The organism is Paraburkholderia oxyphila NBRC 105797 (assembly GCF_000685075.1).
In the GTDB taxonomy this organism is placed as follows: domain Bacteria; phylum Pseudomonadota; class Gammaproteobacteria; order Burkholderiales; family Burkholderiaceae; genus Paraburkholderia; species Paraburkholderia oxyphila.
This window is the reverse complement of the sequence record NZ_BAYD01000165.1, coordinates 1-15677: the sequence shown is the minus strand read 5'-3', so window position 1 is coordinate 15677 and position 15677 is coordinate 1. Positions and strand designations below refer to the sequence as shown.

The 15677-nt window shown below is 58.9% G+C and carries 14 protein-coding genes; 9 read left to right on the top strand and 5 right to left on the bottom strand.

Annotation, left to right across the window (positions count from 1 at the left end):
- A partial coding sequence (locus tag BO1_RS60845; protein WP_218002872.1) for a hypothetical protein occupies positions 1 to 299 on the bottom strand: 299 nt, incomplete at its 3' end.
- Between the two features lie 20 nt (positions 300 to 319).
- A complete protein-coding gene (locus BO1_RS45755; protein WP_028223305.1) occupies positions 320 to 1354 on the bottom strand; it encodes an AraC family transcriptional regulator in 1035 nt (344 codons plus the stop codon).
- A 391-nt stretch (positions 1355 to 1745) separates the two neighbouring features.
- On the opposite strand from BO1_RS45755, the gene BO1_RS45750 reads away from it, so the two are divergent.
- The 9 genes from BO1_RS45750 to BO1_RS45715 all read left to right on the top strand — a co-directional run bounded on the left by BO1_RS45750 (position 1746) and on the right by BO1_RS45715 (position 12658).
- Complete coding sequence (locus tag BO1_RS45750) at positions 1746 to 3203, top strand: DUF1254 domain-containing protein (protein ID WP_218002871.1); 1458 nt, start codon at positions 1746 to 1748, stop codon at positions 3201 to 3203.
- A 256-nt stretch (positions 3204 to 3459) separates the two neighbouring features.
- On the top strand, positions 3460 to 4599 hold the full coding sequence (locus tag BO1_RS45745) for a porin (RefSeq protein ID WP_028223303.1): 1140 nt from the start codon (positions 3460 to 3462) through the stop codon (positions 4597 to 4599).
- Between the two features lie 130 nt (positions 4600 to 4729).
- Complete coding sequence (locus tag BO1_RS55570; protein ID WP_084688792.1) at positions 4730 to 6553, top strand: N-acyl-D-amino-acid deacylase family protein; 1824 nt, start codon at positions 4730 to 4732, stop codon at positions 6551 to 6553.
- Between the two features lie 94 nt (positions 6554 to 6647).
- The gene (locus BO1_RS45735; protein ID WP_043289050.1) at positions 6648 to 8102 is read left to right on the top strand and encodes a DUF1254 domain-containing protein; all 1455 of its coding nucleotides are present in this window, start codon (positions 6648 to 6650) and stop codon (positions 8100 to 8102) included.
- A 69-nt stretch (positions 8103 to 8171) separates the two neighbouring features.
- Entirely contained in the window at positions 8172 to 8684 is a 513-nt protein-coding gene (locus BO1_RS45730; RefSeq protein WP_028223301.1) for a 2,4'-dihydroxyacetophenone dioxygenase family protein, read from the top strand.
- Positions 8685 to 8948: 264 nt separating this feature from the next.
- Positions 8949 to 9146 carry a hypothetical protein gene (locus tag BO1_RS62220; protein ID WP_407670089.1) on the top strand — a complete coding sequence of 66 codons (198 nt, stop codon included), beginning with the start codon at positions 8949 to 8951 and terminating at the stop codon, positions 9144 to 9146.
- A gap of 909 nt (positions 9147 to 10055) precedes the next feature.
- Positions 10056 to 10283, top strand: coding sequence for a hypothetical protein (locus tag BO1_RS56765; RefSeq protein WP_052409848.1), 228 nt, complete (start codon positions 10056 to 10058; stop codon positions 10281 to 10283).
- Between the two features lie 185 nt (positions 10284 to 10468).
- Positions 10469 to 12118 (top strand): FAD-dependent oxidoreductase, encoded by a 1650-nt coding sequence (locus BO1_RS55560; protein ID WP_043289049.1) that lies wholly within the window; start codon positions 10469 to 10471, stop codon positions 12116 to 12118.
- Between the two features lie 72 nt (positions 12119 to 12190).
- On the top strand, positions 12191 to 12658 hold the full coding sequence (locus BO1_RS45715) for a nuclear transport factor 2 family protein (protein ID WP_028223300.1): 468 nt from the start codon (positions 12191 to 12193) through the stop codon (positions 12656 to 12658).
- 24 nt (positions 12659 to 12682) lie between these two features.
- On the opposite strand, the gene BO1_RS45710 is transcribed toward BO1_RS45715, so the two are convergent.
- From BO1_RS45710 to BO1_RS45700, 3 genes are all read right to left on the bottom strand, one after another.
- Positions 12683 to 13537, bottom strand: a complete 855-nt coding sequence (locus BO1_RS45710; protein WP_245644105.1) for a helix-turn-helix domain-containing protein — start codon at positions 13535 to 13537, stop codon at positions 12683 to 12685.
- A gap of 59 nt (positions 13538 to 13596) precedes the next feature.
- On the bottom strand, positions 13597 to 13803 hold the full coding sequence (locus BO1_RS61650; protein ID WP_245644103.1) for a BON domain-containing protein: 207 nt from the start codon (positions 13801 to 13803) through the stop codon (positions 13597 to 13599).
- A gap of 251 nt (positions 13804 to 14054) precedes the next feature.
- Entirely contained in the window at positions 14055 to 15101 is a 1047-nt protein-coding gene (locus BO1_RS45700; RefSeq protein ID WP_245644107.1) for a porin, read from the bottom strand.
- Positions 15102 to 15677 lie beyond the last annotated feature (576 nt).

Genomic DNA, 15677 nt, shown 5'->3' with positions numbered 1-15677 from the left:
CCCACGCAGGACCAGGACACGCCAAGGTGAATTCGACTCGCCGCAGTGGCTTGAGCGCTAGCGGTCCTATTGCCCGTTTCGTCAAAAGCCAATTCTGATTGCAGTGCCTCGCACGCCGCGAAGACATCCGTCAATCTGGCATTCTCGACCGCATGGAATTCTGCCGTAGCATCAACTCTCTTCCAACCCTCGCGTGATGAACGGATCTCCATCACGGTGGCCTCATTCAGGACGGTCGTCCTCACTTGCAGATAGTCTTGCGCATGAGCCGGTCGCCCTGCCATCTGCTGCGGCTTCACAAAACTCTGGTAGCGGCTGGTCAGCTGCTTGCCTCTTTCGCCGCACCTGATCGACGCTGTTGAAATTCAGTCGGATTGCAGCCGAACCAGCGGTGACAACTCCGAGTGATCGCAGCCTGTTCCGAGTAGCCGAGCATCAAAGCGATCTGGCTCAACGGCTGCGGCTCGGGGTTGTCGAGCAAAGCAAGAAATCGTTCGCGTCGAACCTGGTCGACTATATCCTCAAAATTGTGTCCCTCCCTGCTCAGGCGGCGTTGCAAAGTGCGCGGATGGATCGACAACGCCTCGGCAATCGAAATTTGGGTAATGCTGCCGGCAGCAATGAAGCGACGCACGAGTGCGCGAACACGATCCGTCAACAGCAGCCTCGGTTCGCCAAATTGTTGACTCAGGTACGTCTGCGCCATTTCCAGCAACATCGGATTGTGCTCCGGTAATGCATATTCAAGGCTGCAAGCCTGGACCCGCACGGCTGCCATGGTATAGCCGAATTGGCACTCACAGGCGTAGGCTCGGGCATAGCTGGCCGCTGGTCCTAACCGGCGGTGAGGCAGCAGCGCGACGAGCGGTTCAACACTTCGACCACCGATCAGCCGCAGGGCACGGATCATGACACCCAGCGACAATTCGATCGTTTGCGGGCAAGGCGGCAGATGCGGCATGTTCACGGCAAAGCAAATGTTGACGCATGCCTTGTCTTCAGGAGCCGGCTCGATGACGAGCTGGATGGCCGGGCTATGGACGAAGACGAATTGAGAAGCGAGTTGAAGCGCCTCGCCGAGCGTTGGCGAATGCCGGATCAGTATCGCCAAAGGTCCCAGGATATCGATGCCCTGCAATTCAGAGAGGCGTAATCCGAAGTCCGGGCAGTTGCTCACCTGCGCGGAATGCTCCAGCAGGTTGATCACGGCGGCATACGGAATGAGCGCATCGTGGTCGGCAAGCGCTTTCGACGACAGGCCTACTCGTTGCAGCTCACGTCGGGTGTCCAGGCCAATGGAGCGGCCCAGCCTTTCGTAACCGGAAAGGCCGGTCGAGCGCACGAGGGTCGCCATTTTTGAGCGTTGAAATATCTGTTTCCGCAGGGGTTACCTATTATTGGCGGCAGACCAGCCTCCGTCAATCGATACCGTTTCCCGGGGCGTCACACAGGGTCGCTACCAATGGGCGATGAGTATTCTGGTCTGCCCCCGTGAGCCACACCTTTCAAGTTGACCTTGGTACAAACCAGGGGTGTCATGAAAAGCCAAACGACTGTCTTCAAACGTCAAGCGTTGGCAGTCGCCGAACCGCAGAATGCACTTACCGCGAACCAGCACGAGCGAATCAGTTGGTCGTCGGCACCGCGACGTTGCAGTACCCAGGCAAGTGACCCCTTTCCGGTCCGCGGGCAAACGGGGCCCTGTCGTCGGAATGCCTGAAGAGCTTACGTAGTAACGATTGCAGATGGAGATTTACGTGTTCATTTCGAAACAAATGGCGGCACTCGGTATTGCTATCTCGATGTCCGCACCGGTGTTCGCTCTCCTGCCCTCGACGATTCTGGCGCACACCTCTGGTGCAACGGCATCCTCCGTGTCTGTCTCGCAGGAGGAAGCGACTCGGATTGCCCGCGATGCCTATGTCTACGCGTATCCGCTCGTCCTGATGGACGTCACCCGGATTCAGACATCCAATTTTGCGGCGCCCACGCAGTTTCCGCACACTATTCCGAACCACTTCGTCCACGCAGCGACATTTCCGTCAGACAAGTTCAAGGTCGTGATCCGACCCAACGTCGATACGCTCTATTCGGGTGCGTGGCTTGACCTTGGACCCGAGCCGGTCGTGGTTTCCGTCCCGGCTAGCGACCGGTACTTCATGTTGCCCATGCTGAGCCTCTGGAGCGATGTGTTCGCAGTCCCTGGTACAAGAACGACCGGACCTGACCGGGCCGTCAACTATCTCGTCGTCGGGCCACGCTGGCGGGGCCAGGCGCCTGACGGCATGGAAGTCATTCACGCGCCCACGCGCTATGTATTGATCATTGGCAGAACGCAAACGAATGGGCCTGCTGATTTTTCGTATGTCCACCAGTTGCAAAGACAATACAAGATAACGCCTCTGAGCATCTGGTCCAATCCCGATGCACCCCCGCAAAAATGGACGGTGGAACCCAATGTCGACATGACGACGCCGCCACCGCTGCTTGTCAGCAGGATGGACGCACAAACGTTTCTCGAGCGCTTCACGTCGTTGTTGAAAGACAATCCGCCGGGTCCGCTCGATTACCCACTCGTCCACCAGATGGAGCGACTGAGTATCCAGCCCGGAATGCCTTTCGACATCGATCGCACACCACCTGCGCTTCGGGTAGCCATCGAGAAAGGCGTCGAGGAAGGCAAAGCAATGGTCAAAAAAATGGGGCAGAACGACACAGGTGTAGGTCGCAAGGGATGGATCTACACGACAGAAAGCGGTGCGTATGGCGTGAACTATCGCCTTCGCGCAGCGGTCGCTGCATTTGCACTCGGCCAGAATCTGCCCGAGGATGCGGTGTATCCGTCCGCTGCGACGGACAGCGAAGGTCGTCAGTTAGACGGTGCGCACCGGTACGTATGGCACCTCGACAAATCACAGATCCCCCCCGTGGACGCCTTCTGGTCGATGACCGCCTACGACAAGGATGGCTATTTTATTCCCAACGCTCTAAAGCGTTATGCCGTCGGGGATCGGGACAAGTTAAAGTTCAACGGCGACGGCTCGCTCGATATCTACATTCAGGCGTCTTCACCGGGGAAAGACAAGGAAAGCAACTGGCTACCTGTCGCAGATGCACCTTTCACGCTGATGCTTCGCCTCTATTCTCCCAAGCTCGCAGTGCTGGACGGCGACTGGAACGCGCCCCGCGTCACCCGGGAATAGCGGTTTTCGTACACTGAAGCAGCTTGCATAATGGGGCGCAAAGAGACTCCCTGCGACTGAGTCCGCCTGCGACCGCCAACTGCTCCGTTGATGCACCTTGTTGTCACACCAATATATTTCGGATAACTATCTATATGAATGACATTCCGGAACTACCGGCGACGGTGATCCATATTGACAGGTTAATTCCATTATGTGTTTTTTGAGGAAAGGCGCGGGATATCCGGCAAACCACAATCCCCCACGAGGAGACGAAATGAAGTCGAAGTTGAGTGCCGCTGCTGCGCTCGTGGCGTTCGCAAGTGTCGCGCACGCACAATCATCGGTAACGCTCTACGGTGCCATTGATTCGGGTTTGATGTACCAGAGCACCTCATTCAGCGGATCATTGAAAGCGCCCGACGCCGGATCCGTCATCCGTTACAAGGATGGAGGCCTGTATTCAAGCTTCTTCGGTCTGAGGGGCAGCGAAGATATCGGGGCCGGCTACAAGATCAACTTCAGGCTTCAAGGCGCGTTTGACAGCAGCACAGGCAAGCTGGGGCTGGCCGACGCGCCAGGCGCTGCAGCAATATTCAACCAGCAGTCAACGGTTGGCATGTCAGGGCCTTTCGGAACCTTCGATGCCGGCCGACAGTATGCGCCGATGATTTACGCGTTGTCGGACACCGACGTCCGCGGTGCCGGATACTTTGGCAGCATTTTGACTGCGCTGATCAGCATGAATGTGCAGGCGGGCTGGCCAGGAACCAGTACAAACGGCGCGATTGGCGCACTTTGGGACGACAACGCGCTCGTCTACCAGACGCCCAAATTCTATGGCGCATCACTCGCGCTTGAGTATGCGCCCGGCGGTGTAGCCGGACAGCCACAAGGCGGTACACGAGAATCGGCTGTGCTGAGGTATTCGAACTACGGCCTCAATCTGGGCGCCGTCTATTACAACGGGCACGACGCCAATCCGTTTCCGGCAAATCCGACGGCTACCGCTACCCCGGCGACGGGCCTCAACAACAATCGATACTACTATCTTGGCGCGAAGTATACGTTCCACGATTTTTCGGTGTCCGGCTCCTACAGTAACGGCAAAAACCCCGCGAGCAGCAATCACGTCGACTTTGATTTGTGGTCGGCAGGACTCGGCTACCGCTTCAATCCGGCTTTTGAGATCACGTCCGGTTTTTACTACCTGAAAGACAGGAACAACTCCGCCAACCATTCCAGCGAATTCGTAGCCGGCGCTGATTACAGTGTGTCCAAGCGGACGCTGGCATATGCGCAGCTCGGCTACGTGAACAACAAGGGCAACATGATGCAGATGATTGCCTACGGTCAGAGTACTGCACCGGACATGTCGACCACGGCTGCCATGGTTGGCATTCGCCACACCTTCTGACTCCGGAACGCACTTGTCACGCAAAGCTGAATGCGGTGGCCCGCGCTGTCCCGCGTGACGAATCCAGACCCGTGTCACCGGCCGGCAACTCGCCGGCTAGCGGCAGCCAATGATTTTACGGAGAGACTTCATGCAAACACCCTATGACCTCCTGATTCAAGGCGGATTGGTGTTCGATGGCACCGGAACGTCGCCGCGACGCGCGGACGTCGCAGTTCGTGACGGCCGGATAGTCCAGATCAGCGAACGGCCTCTGAGCGCGCAAGGGGCGAATCAGGTTATCGACGCCGCAGGTCAGTGGGTCACCCCCGGATTCATTGACATTCATACGCACTACGACGCTGAGGTATTGCTGGCCCCTGGACTGCACGAGTCCGTGCGTCACGGCGTGACGACGTGTTTTGTCGGCAGCTGCTCGATCAGCATGATATTCAGCGAGGCGGAAGATGCCGCCGACATGTTCACCCGCGTGGAGTCGATTCCCAGGGAGTACGTGTTGCCCCTTTTACAGCAGCAGAAGAACTGGAACGACGCGCAGGGCTACGTCAAGCACCTGGACAGCCTCCCGCTGGGGCCGAACGTAGCGAGCTACGTTGGGCATTCCGACCTCCGCGCCGCGGTGATGGGGCTTGGCAGAGCCGTGGATCCCGACGAGCGGCCCAGTCAGGACGAGATGCGACAGATGGAACGCCATCTGCATGAGAGTCTCGACGAGGGCTTGCTGGGCATGTCCGGCATGACCAATCCTTGGGACAAACTGGATGGTGACCGCTTCCGTTCTGCGGCGTTGCCCTCGGTGTATGCGCGCTGGCGCGAGTATCGCCGGCTACACCGGCTGTTGCGCAAGCGAGGCGCCATCCTGCAGTCGGCACCGAACCTGACTAATCCCGTGAACGCAGTCTTCTATCTATTCACGTCGGCAAGTTTGGGCGTTCGACGCGGTTTAAAGACAACGCTGATCACGCTGATGGACATCAAGGCCCGGCCCAACATGGACCGCCTCATTTCGGCTTCAACGCGCTTTTTCAACCGATGGCTCGGCGCCACCTTCCGTTGGCAGGCTCTGCCGCAACCCTTTCAGGTCTACGCCGACGGTATCGACTTCGTCATCTTCGAAGAATTCCCGACGGGTGAGGCCGCATTGCACCTCAAGCGGGAATTCGATCGCAGGAAGCTCCTCTCGTGCAAGGCCTACAGGGAAAAGTTCAAGGCTGACTATGAGCGCAAATGGGGTGGACGTGTCTGGCACCGGGATTTTGGCGACGCCTATATCGTCGATTGCCCGGACCCGTCGCTCGTCGGCAAAACAATCGGAGAGGTGGCGAGAGCGCGCGGCGAACATGCAGCGCATACCTTTCTCGATCTCGTGATCGACTTCGGGCGCAGCTTGCGCTGGGCGACCCTGCTCGGGAACCACAACCCGAAACGGGTTGCCGCGAATGTCAATGATGCTTCGGCGATCATCGGCTTTTCCGATGCGGGCGCTCATCTGCGCAATATGGCCTTCTATAACTTCGGTCTCTGGATGTTGCAACTTGCGCTCCAGGATAGCCCGGCAATGGCGCCGGAGAAAGCAATCTGGCGGGTGACCGGCGAGATCGCTGACTGGTACGGTCTGGATACAGGGAAACTGCAGATCGGCAGGCAAGCGGACCTCGTCGTCCTTGACCCGCTCGCGCTCCGGCATGCGCGACTGGGCGAATACGCGGAGGCACCGTTCGAGGAACTCGGTCGCATGAACAGGGTTGTCAACCGGAACGACGGCATCATCAAAGCCACAATCATTAACGGGAATGTTGCCTTCCAACACGATCAGCCATCCCCGGATCTTGGCAAGGTGCGTAAATTTGGCCAGTTTGTACGCCGCGGGCCAAGCCAAGCTGCCGTGGCGAACATGAAAAATGCTCGCGTATCACGTCTTCGACGTAGGGGGGCTGAGCCGACCGCATCATAAAGATTGACTTCCAGTTTCTACTGCCCCGCTTTTTCTGCCAATTGACAGCATTTTTCCTCGCAGCGAGGAAATCACATTTATCAAAGAATCACTCATGAACCCATCCCGACAATCTGTCATTTTGACCACGCTGTTGGCAATCTCCCTCACGACTGGCTTCATTGGCGTCACTGAGGCATTGCCGCAAACGGCTGGGGAAACTCAAACACAGGCGGTCCGGCCGTCCACCGCCGAGATCCGGGAGCTGGCGCGAGATCTTTACCTTTACGCGTACCCGATCGTGCTCATGGATATCACCATGAAGCAGGCGACCAATGTGCCGGATGCTACCTCCGTGCCGATGCGGGCTCCGGTCAACCAGTTCGCGCATTTTCGAAGCTATCCGGGTTCAGACGCGCGCGATGTCGTGCGATTCAATTTCGACACTTTGTATTCCTTCGCGTGGGTGGACCTGAGCAAAGGACCTGTCATCCTGACCGTTCCGGACACTCATGGCCGCTTCTACCTCGTGCCGTCCCTCGACATGTGGACCGATGTCTTTGCCTCGGTCGGTTCGCGGACGAGTGGTACGCACGCGGGGAACTACGCTTATGTACCACCAGGCTGGAAGGGAACGCTCCCGGCCGGCGTTCGCGAGATCAAGGCACCCACGTCGACGATCTGGGTAATGGGACGAATCCAGACCAACGGCCCGCAAGACTATGACAATGTTCACCGTGTCCAGGACGGAATGAAGCTCACCCCGTTGAGCACGTGGTCCAGACATGGGATAGCTGAATCGGTGGTATTCGATCCGCGTATCGACGGCAAAACGCCTCCGCTTCTGCAGATGAACAAGCTTACCGGAGTCGAGATGCTGTCGCGCCTGTCCGATTTGATGACGCGATATCCGGCGCACCCGAACGACTATCCGATCCTCTTCCGCGCTCAGACGCTCGGCTTCGAACCCGGCAAACGATGGGACCCGTCGCAACTGGATGATGCGACGCTAGCTGCGATCAACGCCGGCGCGGATGACGCACGAGAAATGTTAAAGAAGGCACCCTTGACGAGTGCAAGACACGTCGACGGCTGGACCATCGCCACCGACAATATCGGCACTTACGGAACGTCTTATCTGCGTCGTGCATTGATTGCAATGATCGGCCTCGGTGCCAATCTTCCAGAAGACGCAATTTACCCTACGGCCTTTCTTGACAAGAACGGCAAGCGGCTCGATGGAGCAAACAGGTACGTGCTCCATTTCGGAAAGAATGAGTTGCCGCCTGTTGATGCTTTCTGGTCGCTGACGATGTATGACAGTCGAGGTTTCCAGGTTGCCAATCCGCTCAACCGATTTTCGATCGGCTCGCGCGACAACCTCAGGTTCAATGCTGATGGTTCGCTCGATCTGTACATCCAGCACGATTCGCCCGGACCCGACAAGGAATCGAACTGGCTACCCTCCCCGGCATCGGGTCAACTGCAGCCAACGTTGCGTCTCTATGCCCCTCGGGCGGATGTGCTTGACAATGACTGGCAACCGCCCGGATTTCAACCTGTTAACTGATGCTTTGCTTACAGAGTTTCGTCCGATACTCCCCCACAACACCCGTTACGTTGATACCGGAGACAATCCATGAACGCACCTGAAATCTTCACCCACCAGGACCAACTGCTTGGCGTTGACACGAACGCGAGCAAGTTCCTTGAAGGCTTGCTGCACCCGGGCATCAAGGCCTATCCGCTGTTCCTCGACCCGTATAACGGCACCTGGGTGCTGCGCGTCAAGTTCGCGCCGGGCGTCACGCTGCCCATGCACTTCCATACCGGGACCGTGCACCTCTACACGATGAGCGGCTGCTGGTACTACACCGAGTATCCCGATCAGAAGCAGACGGCAGGCTGCTATCTGTATGAGCCGGGCGGATCGGTGCACGAGTTCAACACGCCGGCCTCGAACAGCGAAGACACCGACACCTTCATGGTGGTAACGGGCTCGAACGTGAATTTCAACAGTACGGGCAGCAGGGAATTCCTCGGCATCATGGATGCCGGCCTCATCAAGGCATGGGTCGATGCGGCCATCAAGGACCAGGGGGCCGACGAGATGAACTACATCCAGGCGGGCATTCCGACCTACGCGCGCTAAATATCATACTGGCGACCCCCCAAGTTCCGGTCGTTTCTGATTAAGGGATTCTATATGGCGATTTCTATGCACAACAAGGTAGTTATCCTGAAGGGAGGTACACGCGGAATTGGCGCAGCCAGGACGACGATGTTCGCCGCGGTCGGGGCCAGTGTCGTGATCTCGCCGACCTGCCGAAGGATGCGGGGCTTGCCCCTGCCGAGTCGATCTGCAAGTTCGGTGGAAAGCGCACTTCGTCGAGCACGACGTACGTGATGAGACAGCGTGGGAACCAGCGGTCGCCGCAACGATTTCGCACTTCGGCACGCTCACGGCGGTGGTCAACAGCGCCGGGATCGGGTTTCCGCTCCGATATCGGACCTGCCGATCGAAGTGACCCGAAGCAACCTCGACATGGCGGCAGCCACCTCAAAGAACGCCCGCCGCGCGATCGATCCGGTATCGCAGGCAGCGAAACGATGACGGCTGAAAACTGACCACTAAACCGATATTGCGGACGACGTCTGTAATATCGGTTGTCATCGCGGCTGCCGGGTCGAGCCATCGAGCGCTACCGTCATCTGCGAAAATGTGAGTCTCGCAAAGGGCAGTCAGCACGTGCTTGATTGCAAGGGGAATTTATATAGGGCCACAAAGCGGGCCAGTGCCAGGCTCAGGTGCGCCTACGGTGCGCGACAACCTGGGGCACGGCTCCATCAATAAGACGAGTCGATACCCCCATGAAGAGGATGATCGTCCGCATGATGAAACCACCCACGGATACCGGATGAACTGGCGTTGATTCTTTGGGCAGGCACGGCCCTCGACGGCAACATCGCGGTACTATCGCATTTTCTGCAGAAAAATATTTTGGATTCCATATTAAAAATATTATCATTGGTATTATGTTAAGTAAAAAAGACCCCGAACACGTGCTCAGAATTCGTTGTGTCAAATTGCCGGCAAATTGACGACAACCACGCCGAGGCCCGGCATTACATCGCACCGATCGGCCCAACCTACGCCTTATCCAAGCCTTTGCGCAAAGACGCTACAAAACGAGCCGGCATGAACTCCGCGAGCCTGGTCGACGCTCCTTTCGTATCGACTATCGGCAGGCATCGCAACTTGCGTTCGACACGGAGCTGTTGTACGTGGCCGCGCAGTTTCACAGCATGGGGTTCACTACGCCTTGTCGCCATTCAGCAGGACCTTTCGAGGTGGATGGCGTGAACGCCATGCGGGCGTTCTTTGGTGAGCACAGCGTTCTGGCGGGGGGTGTCGCCAAAAAACCTGGCGCGCGGCTGCATTCCACATGACATTAGGGTGTGACCACATACGCGCCACGGCTGACGGCGCCGCTCACCACGGGGCGAAACGGATCTGCCCGGCATGCACTTCTACGAAGTGAGCCGCACCGAGCGCGAGGCAGTTTTGCTGGTGTTGCCACGCGACTCTGCCTTCAAGGAACTGATTATCGAAGCCTTCGCCGAAGGGATGACTCAACGCCCCGAGACCACCTTCGGCCTGGTTAACGCTGACGTGTTTCAGCGGTGCGACACAAACGACGGCCGCCTTACCTTCTGCGGGTTGAGCCTCGGCTCGACCTGGAAGGAGTAAGTGAGAGTCGCCATCCCTCACTGCCTTTGAGATGTCACGAATCACCGCGGCTGCCTTACTCTTTCCGTGTGTGAAGCAGAATTACGCAAAACGCCGAAATCTGGAAGACCGAATAAGCGGCACGGCCTAACGTCACCTCTACGCCTGACCCGATCAGGCCGACATCAACGATCAGGAGACGCCCCGTGAAAACCCGTACGCACGAAACCCCACCCTCAACCGACGCGAACCCGCAAGCCGAGCAGTTCGACATTGTGATTGTCGGTGCCGGCGCAGCTGGTCTGGCCTGCGCCCTCTTTGCCGCCTGGCAGGACAACCGCGTCCTGCTGCTCGAAAAGGCAATGGAAGCAGGCGGCACCGCGCGCAAGGCAGCTTTCTGGTACTGGGTTCCCAATAATCGCCCGTTGCGCGAGATGGGCATCGACGACCAAAAGGAGGATTGCCTGCGCTATATGGCGCGACTTTCCCGTCCCGAGACCTACAGCCCTGACCTCCCGCGCTTTGGCATGACTGAGTGGGAGTACGACATGTGCGAGGCGATTTACGACAATGCGACCCTTGCCGCAGAATTGCTCGCACGCAACGGCGCCCTCGAATACCGGCATTGTCCCGACGTCACCGATTACTGGGCGGAGTTGCCGGAAGACAAGGCGCCGCGCGGGCGCGTACTGCTGCCGAAAGGAGCTTGCGAGTCGATGTCCGATGGCGGTGCCGTGGCGGTCCGCTCGATGCTGCAAGCGCTGCGCAAGGCCGGCGTAGAGGTGCGGACCAACTGCCGCGTGGAGCGCCTGCTGACTGACGAAACGGGCACGGTGACCGGTGTCGAAGCGCAACTTGCCGGCGAAGGCTTGACGGTGTTCAAGGCGCACAAGGCCGTCATATTCTGCACGGGCGGCTTCACCCACAACAAGACGATGCGAAAGAATTTTCTGAGCGCTCCCGTATTCGGCGGATGCGCCGCACGATCCAACGAAGGCGACTTCGTGCGCATAGGTACGGCTGCGGGTGCCGAATTGCGCAACATGAACCATGCGTGGATGTGTCCAATCATCCTCGAAAAGGCACTGCGCGAAGATCCCGGACTGATCGGAACGTTCTCGGCCTCCGGCGACTCGATGCTCTACGTCAACCAGCACGGCCAACGCGTGACCAACGAGAAGCTTGCATACAACGAGGCCGCACAGGCGTTCTTCACGTGGGACCCTGCCACCTCGTCATACCCGAATCTCGTGCTCGCCGCCATCTGGGACGCGCGCAGCCAGCAGCACAGCGCCAGCACGGAATACGGGCGGTTCATCGTGCCGGAAGGCAGCGACGATGCCCACGTCATCAAGGGGGAAACACTGCCTGAGCTCGCGCGCAACATCCGCGCGCGCGTGGCCGAGCTTGCGTCGCAGATCGGCAATCTGCACTTCGGCGTGGACTTCGAGACGAATCTGCCGGCTACGATCGAGCGCTTCAATGCATTCGCGCGCGATGGCCGGGACCTCGACTTTCATCGAGGTGAGCGCCCGGTCGAGTTGCTGTTCAACGGGCCTGCGGCGAACAGCCCCGTAGCGCCCAACCCGACAATGCACCCGATCAGCGACACCGGACCTTACTATGCAACGCTGCTCACCGGCGGCAATCTGGATACGAAGGGCGGCCCGGTGACCAATCGCCATGGACAGGTGCTCGACCACGAGGGTACGCCTATCGCCCACCTCTACGGCGTAGGCAATTGCGTGGCTTCGCCATCGGCACGGGCCTATTGGGCGGGCGGCGCAACGCTCGGGCCCATTCTGGCGTTCGCATATCTCGCGGCGCGTCACGCCCATAGCCAGGCCCCTGTTTGAGTCGTTGCGCATTGATCGACACTCAACGCGCGTTCAGCCCACACATCATCATCGCAATTACCGGAGAAGATCATGGCACTGACCATGCAAACCATGACTGACGAGCAACGGAAATCCGTCGCCATTGAATATCTGAAGGCATTCGACAATGGCGGCGTGACTTCGACCGGAGGCAGCATCCTCGATCTGTTCGCCGACGACGCCCAGGTATTCTTCCCCAAATGGGGGCTGGCCAACGGCACGGATCAAATCGGGAAGCTCTTCGCCGACGTCGGAGGCATGGTGAAATCGATCGTGCATCATTACGCGCACTTCAACTGGATTTTTTCAGGCGGCGACGTGATCGTTTGCGAAGGCACCAGTCATGGCGAGCACCGCGACGGTCCATGGCGCGCCGGCGATCCCGCATGGGGCGCCGGCAACTGGTGCGACGTGTTCGAGATTCGGGACTGGAAGATTCAGCGCGTCTTTATCTATCTCGACCCCGATTACGCGGGCAAGGACGTGGCACGGTATCCATGGCTTAACACCCACGGGTGAACGCAAAGCAATAGGACGTGTTACTTATAACTTGACGGATCTCGCGCGCCGCGGTGTCATCCCGCGGCGCTGCGAGAATAGCGTGGTCATGTGCTGCTGCGAGGCAAATCCACAAGCTGCCGCCACATCGCAGATAGGCATATCGCTTTCGCGAAGCAGGTGCATCGCTGCATCGAGACGCCGTTCGACCACGTATCGATACAAGGACTGCCCTGTCCTCTCCTTCACTGCGTCGAATACCGCGCGCAGCGGCATATTGAATTCGCGCGCGATATCGGCACAGGCAATCGTGGAATCGATATGGTCGCGAATCCAGGCTTCGAGTCGATCGAACGCGGCGTCGGTGAGCCTGGGTGGCCGGCGAGATGCAGGCCGGCTCAGAGCCTGCGCGACCTCCACATAGACGAGCGTGGACAGGCACTGCATTTCCCACGGGTCGGCATGCGCGACGCCCATGAATCGAGCGCGCGCGTATCGAATCAGATGCCTGATCCCTTCTGCGCCGATGTTTTCCCGATTGCCGGCGTGCTGCAGTGGGGCGAGCGCGTCTCGGCCCATGCCCTGGCCGCTCGTATCCACATAGCTGAACGCGAGAAAGCCCTCGCTGACGTTTGTCGCATCTACCCGCAAGCGGCCGCCACGCGGATGAAATGACGCCGTTTCGCTGCGGAACGCCAGTTGCCTCGCGGGCTTGTCGTCGTACTGTGTTTGCGTGACGATATGCCCGAAAACGAGGCAGATCGTGTCGGAGGTCGCCGTGTAATCCAGCGTATAGGGCCTTGCGCTCGACCGCCAGTACGCGAGCCCCGGCGCCCCTGAGAACGGTGCGCCAAATTGCTCCATGCCGCGCCAGTCCCGGGTACTGATTTGCTCTCTCATGGGTGACTCCTGCTCGGGCCGCATGCCGAAAGCCGCAGCCTTTGTCTCATGCGTGCAGGCTATAGGCCTTCGGCCCGCACGATCAACCGGTTGTTGACGGTATCGACGCCGGGCACGCCCTGCGCGGCCGAGGTCGCAAGCCCGATCTGGTCAGTTTCCGGAACATAGCCCTCAAGCCATATCACGCCGCCTTTGGCCACCACCACGATACGATCTGCATTCAGGCCTTTCGTCTTCGTCAGACTGCGCAATACGGCCTTGCTCAACTTGCGGTTTGTCGCGCGAATCTCCTTTGCGCTTGGCGTGGAAGCGACGGACGCCTGCGCCGGACCACTGTCTTCTCCATTTTGTGCGTTGGCACTCGCGGCGAATAGCGCAACGAGCGCTACGCTCGCATACCGTAGCAATCTGCCTCTTTTCACTCGAATTCTCCTTGTCGACCGACGCCGGGCGAGAGCCCGGATGCGCCGGCCATGGTGTCGTCCTGCGGGGATGAGCCGAACGGCGCTTCCTGCGGCTAGAACGTGTGCCGCATACCGAGCACCGTGCCGATGGTGGTGCCTTCCGGCGCATACAGCGCACCGTTGATCGAAATGCCCGTGTTCATGGCGCCATGGTTGTCGACCGCGCCCACCTGGGCATAGAGCATTGTGCGCTTGGAGAGGGAGTACTCGGCACCCAGCGCCCCCATCACCGAATGACTGGCAGTGTGGTTGCGATCACTCGTAACCCAGACGCCACCGTTGACATCGAGCGCAGGGGTCATGTGATAGTCGAGACCGCCGCCGTACACGTTATTGTTGAAAGCCCCCGCCACCTTGTAGTTAACGAACGATAGTTTCGCGGTCACCGGCCCGATCTTGTACGCGGCGCCGACAGTGCGCCCTTCGTACTCGAGCGTAGTTGGCACGGGCGTCTGCGCATTGCCGCCCGCGTTGCCGTCATAGATGGACGCGTTGATCAGAAAGCCGCCAAGCTCATACTTGAGGCTCGCCGCGTACTGCCGTCCGGCCTGGAAATCGCCCGCCGTGCCGCCGAGCGCATACATCACGCTGGCCTGCAAGCCCGCGATCTTCGGGCTGGTATAGGACAGTGCGTTGGGATTGAAGATACCCGTCCCTAGCACGTTATCGACCATGTTCACGAGACCGCTGCCAAACAGCGAGAAGTCGCGCGGATCCGACTCGTAAAGCGCGAGGAAGAACGGCGAGTATTGCAGGCCTGCCTTAAGCGTGCCGTACTGATTGTCAAGCGCGATCCACGCCTGGCAGCCAAACAGGTTGCCATTGCAGTCGGCCAGACCCCCATTGGCAACGCTAAATCCGCTTTCGAGCTTGAATGAAACCCTGAGGCCGCCGCCCAGGTCCTCCGATCCGGTCAGACCAAACACAGACGGACTGACGCCCCCCTCGATCATTGATATCTGCTTGCCCGTATTCTGTCCTGTCGCTGCTTCGACGGATTTGCTCGTATAAAGCAGTCCGCCATCGACGACACCGTACAACGTCACACTGCTTTGCGCCTGTGCAACACTGGCGCTAAGTAGTCCCGTTGCGCAGGCCATCAGCCTCAAGCCAGAACCTCTCCTCTTTCTCATAGACTGTCTCCATGTCCGTCGTTTCGACTGGTCTTGCTCTTCTGTGTGTTTCTTCTTGCCAAAGGCATCTGCGCACGTTCGAGCAGTGCATCACCTTTCGCCACACTTAATTAGTAATACGAAATGCCTGATCGTGCTGGCATCGACTCGACCGCCGGCTTCGCCCGGAAGATTCATGTGAGACGCGCGCACTCCCGCATGGCACAGCCGACGCGCCAACAATAGGCGCAACGGTGCGGCCGCCGGTATGGGATAACCGCCGAATACGATGTTCGCGAAACGCGAACAATCGCGCGCGTTCGCAAAACGGCACAATGGGCCGCGGGAATAAAGGCGGGATCCCCGTAAATTCAGGGCCGGTTGTTAGCCCCCCAGGACAAGCCCGGGTAGACGTGCGCAGGTGACGAATGCCGGCTCGGCCCGACACCGCTGGCTACCGTCCATATATCGGCAACAAATGGCGGCTTACGAGGCGGATGCCGTCGCCGCCCACGCGCACATGCCGTTAATTGCGCCTTCCTGGATCAATGACATTTGTGACTA

Bases quoted from the DNA above. Each gene is read 5' to 3' on its own strand.
- BO1_RS45755 (WP_028223305.1), bottom strand. From the start codon at position 1,354: ATGGCGACCCTCGTGCGCTCGACCGGCCTTTCCGGTTACGAAAGGCTG.
- BO1_RS45745 (WP_028223303.1), top strand. From the start codon at position 3,460: ATGAAGTCGAAGTTGAGTGCCGCTGCTGCGCTCGTGGCGTTCGCAAGT.
- BO1_RS45750 (WP_218002871.1), top strand. From the start codon at position 1,746: ATGGAGATTTACGTGTTCATTTCGAAACAAATGGCGGCACTCGGTATT.
- BO1_RS45700 (WP_245644107.1), bottom strand. From the start codon at position 15,101: ATGGCCTGCGCAACGGGACTACTTAGCGCCAGTGTTGCACAGGCGCAA.
- BO1_RS45730 (WP_028223301.1), top strand. From the start codon at position 8,172: ATGAACGCACCTGAAATCTTCACCCACCAGGACCAACTGCTTGGCGTT.
- BO1_RS45735 (WP_043289050.1), top strand. From the start codon at position 6,648: ATGAACCCATCCCGACAATCTGTCATTTTGACCACGCTGTTGGCAATC.
- BO1_RS55570 (WP_084688792.1), top strand. From the start codon at position 4,730: ATGCAAACACCCTATGACCTCCTGATTCAAGGCGGATTGGTGTTCGAT.
- BO1_RS45715 (WP_028223300.1), top strand. From the start codon at position 12,191: ATGGCACTGACCATGCAAACCATGACTGACGAGCAACGGAAATCCGTC.
- BO1_RS56765 (WP_052409848.1), top strand. From the start codon at position 10,056: ATGCACTTCTACGAAGTGAGCCGCACCGAGCGCGAGGCAGTTTTGCTG.
- BO1_RS45710 (WP_245644105.1), bottom strand. From the start codon at position 13,537: ATGAGAGAGCAAATCAGTACCCGGGACTGGCGCGGCATGGAGCAATTT.